We start from the raw sequence: 8,553 nt of genomic DNA on the forward strand, positions 1-8,553 counted from the left end.
CCCCAGGCGACGCGCGCGCGACACGAGGGCCTGCACGGCCCCCGCGGCGTCGTCGGGCGGCAGGCCTGCCCAGACGACCTCGACCAGCGCGACCGACGACACCGTGCGCCCGCGCGCATCGAGCAGGGCGCTGACGAGCGCGGCGAGGCGGTCGCCGCGGACGGCACGGCCGTCGACGGCCAGCCCTCCGAGCGTCGTGATCTGCACGCGCCCAGCATCCACCACCGCCGAGCCGGATCCGCCACGGGCGTGTCGTGCCGGGCGTTCCGGACCAATCGGACGGGCGGGGTGTGGACTGCCGTGTGGAGTGGGTTGTGGGCGCCTGTGGATGCCTGTGCACGACCCCGCATCGGCCCTGGTCGGGGGGCGTGTCAGTGGTGCCCGGTAGGCTGGAACTTCTCCACAGGGTGAAGAATGACACGCGTGTCACTACAACCCCTAGTGGTCCATTGCGTGTGGGACCCCTAGGTGTAGTGTCTAGTCACGACGCAGGGCAGAGGCCTACAGGCCTGGAATCGGCACCACGTCCGGCCCGGAGACGGGCCCTTCAGCAGCAGAGAACAGCTTCGCGAACGCTCCGGGGGGAGCGGGCCGCAGACGGACACTGACAGGACATGGGGAGCCCACGATGACGATCACGGTCTACAGCAAGCCGGCGTGCGTGCAGTGCAACGCGACCTACCGCGCGCTCGACAAGCTCGACGCCGAGTACACGGTCGTGGACATCAGCGAGGACGCCGATGCGCGTGACTACGTCATGTCGCTCGGGCACCTGCAGGCTCCCGTCGTGATCGTCGACGGCGAGCACTGGTCGGGCTACCGCCCGGACCGCATCAAGGCGCTGGCCGACCGCCTGGCCGCCGTCGCCTGACGAGCTCCCCGGATCGGCGCCGGTCTCGACACCGCGCCGATCCGGCGGGTCTTCTCGCGCCCGCACCACCGCACGACCCGAGCTGAGGGGAACCGACCGATGAGCTCCCTGGTCTACTTCTCCTCCACCTCGGACAACACCCACCGCTTCGTGCAGAAGCTCGGTCTGCCGGCCCACCGCATCCCGGTGCGGCCGACCGACCCGTTCCTGCGCGTCTCCGAGCCGTACGTGCTGATCGTGCCGACGTACGGCGGAGGGAACGAGGGTGGGGCAGTACCCCGGCAGGTCATCAAGTTCCTCAACGACGAGGACAACCGTGCGCTGATCCGCGGCGTGATCGCGGCCGGCAACACGAACTTCGGCGAGGCCTACTGCATCGCAGGGGACATCATCGCGGCCAAGTGCCACGTCCCCTACCTGTACGGGTTCGAGCTCATGGGAACGACAGAGGACGTGCAGAGCGTCCGCGAGGGATTGGGAAGATTTTGGCAACGACAGTCGCAGATACCCGCGTAGACGCGTCGGGACTGGATTACCACGCCCTCAACGCCATGCTGAACCTGTACGGCAAGGACGGCGAGATCCAGTTCGACAAGGACCGTGAGGCGGCGCGGCAGTACTTCCTGCAGCACGTCAACCAGAACACGGTCTTCTTCCACGACCTCAACGAGAAGCTCGACTACCTCGTCGAGAACAAGTACTACGACCCCGAGGTCCTCGCGCAGTACGACCGCGCGTTCATCAAGACCCTCTTCGAGTACGCGTACTCCAAGAAGTTCCGCTTCCAGACGTTCCTCGGCGCGTTCAAGTACTACACGTCGTACACGCTGAAGACGTTCGACGGGAAGCGGTACCTGGAGCGCTTCGAGGACCGGGTCTGCATGGTCGCGCTCGCGCTGGCGGAGGGGAACCAGGACTTCGCGGTCTCCCTGGTCGACGAGATCGTGTCCGGCCGCTTCCAGCCGGCGACCCCCACGTTCCTCAACCTCGGCAAGGCGCAGCGCGGTGAGCCCGTCTCCTGCTTCCTGCTGCGCATCGAGGACAACATGGAGTCGATCGCCCGCGGCATCAACTCCGCCCTGCAGCTGTCCAAGCGTGGCGGCGGCGTGGCGCTCCTGCTCAGCAACATCCGCGAGCACGGTGCGCCCATCAAGCACATCGAGAACCAGAGCTCCGGCGTCATCCCCGTGATGAAGCTGCTCGAGGACTCGTTCTCCTACGCCAACCAGCTGGGTGCCCGCCAGGGCGCCGGCGCGGTGTACCTGCACGCGCACCACCCGGACATCTTCCGGTTCCTCGACACCAAGCGCGAGAACGCCGACGAGAAGATCCGCATCAAGACGCTCTCCCTCGGCGTGGTCATCCCGGACATCACGTTCGAGCTGGCCAAGAAGAACGAGCCGATGTACCTGTTCTCGCCGTACGACGTCGAGCGCGTGTACGGCATGCCGTTCGCGGACATCAACGTCACCGAGAAGTACTACGAGATGGTCGACGACGCGCGGATCAAGAAGACCAAGATCAGCGCCCGCGAGTTCTTCCAGACGCTCGCGGAGCTGCAGTTCGAGTCCGGCTACCCGTACGTCATGTTCGAGGACACGGTGAACCGGGCCAACCCGATCGCCGGCAAGATCACGCACTCGAACCTGTGCTCGGAGATCCTGCAGGTCTCGACGCCCTCGACGTACAACGAGGACCTCTCGTACAAGCACGTCGGCCGCGACATCTCTTGCAACCTCGGCTCGATGAACATCGCGCTGGCCATGGACTCGCCGGACTTCGGCAAGTCGGTCGAGGTGGCCATCCGCGCCCTGACCGGGGTCTCCGACCAGACGGACATCGAGTCGGTCCCGTCCATCAAGCGCGCCAACGCCGGTGGTCACGCCATCGGCCTCGGCCAGATGAACCTGCACGGCTACCTGGCCCGTGAGCGCATCTTCTACGGTTCCGACGAGGGCCTCGACTTCACCAACATCTACTTCTACACGGTGGCCTACCACGCGATCCGTGCCTCGAACCTGCTGGCCCAGGAGCGCGGTCGCGCGTTCGACGGCTTCGCGGAGTCGAAGTACGCGACCGGCGAGTACTTCGAGAAGTACACGTCGAAGGAGTGGAAGCCGAAGACGGCCCGCATCGAGGCCCTGTTCGCCGAGGCCGGCGTGCACATCCCGACGCAGGAGGACTGGGCCGGGCTGTCCGCGCTGGTCCAGGAGCACGGCATCTACAACCAGAACCTGCAGGCCGTGCCGCCGACGGGCTCGATCAGCTACATCAACCACTCGACGAGCTCGATCCACCCGATCGCGTCGAAGATCGAGATCCGCAAGGAGGGCAAGATCGGGCGCGTCTACTACCCGGCGCCCTTCATGACCAACGACAACCTGGAGTACTACCAGGACGCGTACGAGATCGGCTACGAGAAGGTCATCGACACCTACGCCGAGGCGACGCAGCACGTCGACCAGGGCCTGTCGCTGACCCTGTTCTTCAAGGACACGGCCACCACCCGTGACCTGAACAAGGCGCAGATCTACGCGTGGCGCAAGGGCATCAAGACGATCTACTACATCCGCCTCCGCCAGCTCGCGCTGGAGGGCACCGAGGTCGAGGGCTGCGTCTCGTGCATGCTCTGACCGCTCTGGACTACGTGAAGGAAGCACTGCGATGAGCGAGAAGCTCAAGCTGGTCAGCCGCGTCTCGGCGATCAACTGGAACCGGCTCGACGACGACAAGGACGCGGACGTCTGGGACCGCCTGGTCGGCAACTTCTGGCTCCCGGAGAAGGTCCCGGTGTCCAACGACGTCCAGTCGTGGGCCACGCTGACCGAGGAGGAGAAGACGCTCACCATGCGCGTCTTCACCGGCCTGACCCTCCTGGACACCATCCAGGGCACGGTCGGCGCCGTCTCGCTCATCCCCGACGCGATCACGCCGCACGAGGAGGCCGTCTACACGAACATCGCGTTCATGGAGTCGGTGCACGCCAAGTCGTACAGCTCGATCTTCTCGACGCTGTGCTCCACCAAGGAGATCGACGAGGCGTTCCGCTGGTCGGAGGAGAACGCGAACCTCCAGCGCAAGGCCGAGATCGTCATGGAGTACTACCGCGGCGACTCGCCCCTCAAGCGCAAGGTGGCCAGCACGCTGCTGGAGTCGTTCCTGTTCTACTCGGGCTTCTACCTGCCCATGTACTGGTCCAGCCGCGCCAAGCTCACCAACACGGCCGACCTGATCCGCCTGATCATCCGCGACGAGGCCGTGCACGGGTACTACATCGGCTACAAGTACCAGAAGGGCCTCGAGAAGCTGTCCGAGGCCGAGCGCGAGGAGATGAAGGCGTACACCTTCGAGCTCCTCTTCGAGCTGTACGAGAACGAGGTCGAGTACACGCAGGACCTCTACGACGGCGTCGGCCTGACCGAGGACGTCAAGAAGTTCCTGCGCTACAACGCCAACAAGGCCCTGATGAACCTGGGCTACGAGGCGCTGTTCCCGCGCGACGAGACCGACGTCAACCCGGCGATCCTGTCGGCCCTGTCCCCGAACGCCGACGAGAACCACGACTTCTTCTCCGGGTCGGGCTCGTCGTACGTGATCGGCAAGGCCGTGAACACCGAGGACGACGACTGGGACTTCTGAGCCCACGCTCAACCCCGCACCACGAACGGCCGATTCCCCCGGGAGTCGGCCGTTCGTCGTGGGCGCCCACCGAGCACCGGGAGCCGTCGTGGACGCACCACCGCCGAGCTGGTACCCCGACCCGCAGCGCGACGGGAACCTGCGCTGGTGGGACGGGGCGCGCTGGACCGAGCATGTGCAGCCGGGACGGACGCCGGGCAAGCCGGTGCTCGGCCAGGAGGTCACGGGCGGGGTCGGTCCTGTCACGGTCTACGGCCCCGACGAGCCGATCACCCACGCCTTCCCACCGCTCACGGACAGCCGGTACGCCGGCTCGCCGCTGGCCGAGGCGCTCGCCGACCACGTCCGGGCGGGGCGGTCCGGCGGGGACGTGCAGATCCGAGGCGAGGAGCAGGCGGCGGTCGAGGCCCTGTACCAGCTGCGCTCGCGCGGTGGCGTCGTGGGCGCGGTCGCCGGGATCGGCGAGCAGCTGGTGGCCGAGACGTTCGTGGCCCGGAGCGGACCCGACCTGTCGACGTCGGGGTGGATGGTGCGTCGGGGCACCGGGTCGACTGCGCCGGGCATGCGGACCGCGGCGGGGCGGGCGGGTTACGAGGCTGTCGGTCGCGGCTCGCGCACGGTGCTCACCGTCCTGGCGGTCGGGCAGCTCGTGCTGGCGGTGGTCTTCGCCGTCGTGTTCGTCGTCGGCGGGGTGGTGCTCGCCGTCGTCGTGCCTCCAGCGCTGCCGGCCGCGTTGATGCTGGTCGCGATGGGTGTGCTGGTGGTCGGGCTCCTCGTGTGGGACGCCGTGCGGCGGCGTACCCGCGGTCCCTGGCGCCTCTGACCAGCGGGTAAGGCAGGGCTGCCTTGCTAGGCAGGCGTCACGGGGCGGGTCTACCGTCGAGAGGAACCTGCCCGTCCCGTCCGCACGGAGGTCGTCATGAGCACCCTGATGGACATGCCCGCCGTCGCCGAGTGCTCGGTCGCCGGCTGTTCCTACAACGACCACTCCCACTGCCACGCCGCCGCCGTGAACATCGGCGGAACCACGGGCGACGCGCAGTGCACCACGTTCTTCCCGCTCGGCACCAAGGGCGGTCTGGACAAGGTGATCACGCACGTCGGTGCCTGCCAGCGCGCCGAGTGCGTGCACAACTCGTCGCTCGAGTGCAGCGCCGAGTCCATCCGCGTCGGCGCCGGGCACGAAGAGGCGGACTGCCTCACCTTCACCCCGCGCTGACCCGTACCGGCCTGGGGTCACGCCGGCGAGGCGACCTCCACCAGGTCGCGGACCAGCACGGCGGCGGCGGGCACCAGCTCGCGCTCGCCGGGCACCAGCGACGGATCCTGTGCGCGCAGCGCGGCGGCCGCGTCCATCGCGGCGAGCAGGTCGACGTCCGTCGCCTTGAGGAACGCGGCGAGGAACGCGCGGGCCGCCTGCGAGTAGACCCCGCCGGCGTCGACGGCCACCTCGGCCACGATCAGCGCCGTCAGCGACACGTCGAGCTCGGCGGTGCCGATGCGGGCGTTGGCCCAGTCGAGCAGCGCGGGTCCGTGGTCCTCGGTGAGGATCACGTTCCCGGGGTGCAGGTCGAGGTGGACGATCGCGGGACCCCCTGCGACCGACGGCCAGTCGAGCGGGTGCTCCGGGCCCCAGGCCTCGGGGAGCGGGACCGCGTGCAGCCGGTCGTGCAGCTCGGAGACGATCGACGCCGCGTCGGGCAGCGAGACGTCGCCCGCGGTCACGGCCTGCAGCAGCGTCGGCCCGTGCAGCCGTTCGAGCACGAGGTCCGGCCCGCCGGCCTGCAGGACCGCCGGGGCGGGGAAGCCGTGCGCGACGACGTGGCGCAGGAGGGCGACCTCGGAGGAGGCGTCGCGGCCGGAACGGTAGCGACGCAGGACGCGGTGGTCGTCCAGGGCGAACACGTCCGCGGTCTGGCCCGAGGTGAGGAGCGGGCCGGGCTGGTCGGACCCCGCGAGCTCCGGGTCGACGGGCGGCAGTGGGTGCTCGAGCGCCAGCGACGAGCGGCGGTCAGGCTGGGTCGGGAGGTCGGGCGGGTCGTTCTCAGCAGCCCCAGCAGCCCTGCGTTCCGAAGGCGTCGTGGGTCCGCTCGAAGCAAGTCCGGCGGCGTTCATGGAACGACGGTAGACGCATTCATCCCAGTTGTCCCGTGCGCGCTACCAAGACGTCGCTGACCTGCGCTTTACCTGGACAACACCTGCCGGGCAGGGAGCACTCAGGGCCGGGAGACCCGTTCGAGCGTCTGCAGCGCTAGCTCGTGCGTGGCAGGCAGCGGCTCGACCCACACGCGGACGGGCTGCCTCGTCGACGGGCGGACCTGGAGCAGCTCGCAGCGTCGGTCGATCTCGAGCTGCAGCGCCCCGAGGGGCGGCCCCGGGTCCTCGTCGGCGCGCGCGAGCACGGCGAAGACGCCGCCGCCGAGCGTCGCCATGGGGTGGCCCTCGCCGTAGGTCGTCGTCATCGCCGCGCCCACCGCGGCGGACCGGGCGGCACGCGTGAACGGGTCGACGTCCCCGGCGGCCACGTCGATGAGCACGAGGTGGTGGCCGAGATCCGCAGGGCTGCCCGTGCGCTGGGTGGGGAGCAGGGCGTCGCGGTACGTCTCTGCCAGTCGGATGGCGAGGTACTGGCGGCTGGGCAGTCCCGACTCCGGGTCCAGTGCCGTGCCGAATGCGATGGTCCCGGCCTGGGCGTCGGCCCACCCCTCGCAGAGGGCGCGCAGGACGGCGGTGGGCGGCTGGGCGGCACCGAGGGCTCCGTACAGGCAGGCCAGGTCGTCGACGGTCTCGCCGATGCCCACCCCGTCGTGGCCGCGGGCGCGGCCCAGCTCCTCCGCGGCGGCTTCGGCGTCCCCCGCCTCGAGCACAGCGGTGGCGAGCGCGTCGACGGCCGGGTGGTACCAGTCCGACGGTCGCAGCCACACCGATCGCACGCTCGCGTCGCGCCAGCGTTCCCTGAGCGCCGCCGGCACGGCGTCCCTCGGGACGTCGCCGAAGAGGGCCGGCAGGGCGGCGTTGTTCGACCCGGAGTTCATCGTCACGCCGGATGAGAGGCCGACACCTGTCGGGTGTGACGCCACTACGCCCGCTTTTCACCCGGTCTGGTATGCCCTGGTCACCGTGTTCACCCTGGTAACCGCACTTCACCCTGGTTATGCGGAAACGCCGTATATGGCAGGCTGTGCGATCGGACGTAGAACGCCGACGGGAGCCGTTCGTGTCAGCACGCACGCAGCTGGACAACGGTGTCACGGGGGATGCGGAGCTGATCGCTTCAGCGCGCTCCGGTGATGCCGGTTCCGTCGGCGCGCTCTACGAGCGGCACTCCGGCGCCGCGTGGGTGGTCGCCCGGCAGTACACCGACTCCCCGGCCGACGCCGACGACGTCGTCGCCGACTCGTTCGCGGCGGTGTTCGGCGCCCTCCAGCGCGGCAACGGTCCCGAGTCCGCATTCCGCGCGTACCTGTTCACCGTGGTCCGTCGCGTGGCAGCCGTGCGCCGGGAGAAGGCGCGTCGCGTGCAGCCCACCGACGACCTCGCCGTCCTCGAGGCCGGCACCGCGTGGGCGGGCACCGCGGAGGACCCGGCGCTCGCGGGGTTCGAGCGCGGCGTCGTCGCGCGTGCCTTCCACACCCTGCCGGAACGGTGGCAGGCCGTGCTCTGGCACACCGAGGTGGAGGGCCTGACGCCGGCGGAGATCGCCCCGCTGCTCGGCCTGACCGCCAACGGTGTCGCGGCGCTCGCGTACCGCGCGCGGGAGGGGCTGCGCCAGGCGTACCTCCAGCAGCACCTGCAGGACCCGCTCGACGAGGGCTGCCGCGGGGTGGCCGGCAAGCTCGGCGCCTACGTCCGCGGCGGCCTCGGGACGCGCGAGACCACGCACGTCGAGGCGCACCTCGAGGGCTGCGGGACGTGCCGCGCCCTGCTGCTCGAGCTCGGCGACGTCAACCACGGCATGCGCGCCGTCATCGCTCCGCTGGTGCTCGGCCTCGCGGGCGTGGGTGCGTTGGCCGTGGCGCTGCCGGTCGGCGGCGGCATCGCGG

10 protein-coding genes are annotated in these 8,553 nt (G+C 69.5%); 7 read left to right on the forward strand and 3 right to left on the reverse strand.

Going from position 1 to position 8,553, the window contains the following annotated elements; genetic code table 11:
- Positions 1-207 (reverse strand): hypothetical protein (locus RYN42_RS18265; protein ID WP_399552532.1); only part of this gene is annotated, 207 nt, incomplete at its 3' end.
- A gap of 421 nt (positions 208-628) precedes the next feature.
- Between RYN42_RS18265 and nrdH the strand changes: the two genes are divergently transcribed.
- The 6 genes from nrdH to RYN42_RS18295 all read left to right on the forward strand — a co-directional run bounded on the left by nrdH (position 629) and on the right by RYN42_RS18295 (position 5,729).
- Complete coding sequence (gene nrdH, locus RYN42_RS18270; protein WP_056087450.1) at positions 629-871, forward strand: glutaredoxin-like protein NrdH; 243 nt, start codon at positions 629-631, stop codon at positions 869-871.
- Between the two features lie 99 nt (positions 872-970).
- Positions 971-1,387: a class Ib ribonucleoside-diphosphate reductase assembly flavoprotein NrdI gene (gene nrdI, locus RYN42_RS18275; RefSeq protein ID WP_315098431.1), complete on the forward strand. Its 417-nt coding sequence runs from the start codon at positions 971-973 to the stop codon at positions 1,385-1,387.
- Positions 1,357-3,504, forward strand: a complete 2,148-nt coding sequence (nrdE, locus tag RYN42_RS18280) for a class 1b ribonucleoside-diphosphate reductase subunit alpha (protein WP_315098434.1) — start codon at positions 1,357-1,359, stop codon at positions 3,502-3,504. Before nrdI ends, nrdE begins: the two co-directional genes overlap by 31 nt.
- Positions 3,505-3,535: 31 nt before the next feature.
- A complete protein-coding gene (gene nrdF / locus RYN42_RS18285) occupies positions 3,536-4,510 on the forward strand; it encodes a class 1b ribonucleoside-diphosphate reductase subunit beta (protein ID WP_315098437.1) in 975 nt (324 codons plus the stop codon).
- An 88-nt stretch (positions 4,511-4,598) separates the two neighbouring features.
- Positions 4,599-5,333 carry a DUF2510 domain-containing protein gene (locus tag RYN42_RS18290; RefSeq protein ID WP_315098440.1) on the forward strand — a complete coding sequence of 245 codons (735 nt, stop codon included), beginning with the start codon at positions 4,599-4,601 and terminating at the stop codon, positions 5,331-5,333.
- 96 nt (positions 5,334-5,429) lie between these two features.
- Complete coding sequence (locus tag RYN42_RS18295) at positions 5,430-5,729, forward strand: DUF1540 domain-containing protein (RefSeq protein ID WP_315098443.1); 300 nt, start codon at positions 5,430-5,432, stop codon at positions 5,727-5,729.
- Between the two features lie 17 nt (positions 5,730-5,746).
- On the opposite strand, the gene RYN42_RS18300 is transcribed toward RYN42_RS18295, so the two are convergent.
- On the reverse strand, positions 5,747-6,625 hold the full coding sequence (locus RYN42_RS18300; protein WP_315098446.1) for a phosphotransferase: 879 nt from the start codon (positions 6,623-6,625) through the stop codon (positions 5,747-5,749).
- A 101-nt stretch (positions 6,626-6,726) separates the two neighbouring features.
- Positions 6,727-7,545, reverse strand: a complete 819-nt coding sequence (locus tag RYN42_RS18305) for a hypothetical protein (protein ID WP_315098452.1) — start codon at positions 7,543-7,545, stop codon at positions 6,727-6,729.
- A 182-nt stretch (positions 7,546-7,727) separates the two neighbouring features.
- Between RYN42_RS18305 and RYN42_RS18310 the strand changes: the two genes are divergently transcribed.
- Positions 7,728-8,553: sigma-70 family RNA polymerase sigma factor (locus tag RYN42_RS18310; RefSeq protein WP_315098449.1), on the forward strand; the 826-nt coding region annotated here is incomplete at its 3' end.

The organism is uncultured Cellulomonas sp., assembly GCF_963527515.1.
Taxonomy (GTDB): domain Bacteria; phylum Actinomycetota; class Actinomycetes; order Actinomycetales; family Cellulomonadaceae; genus Cellulomonas.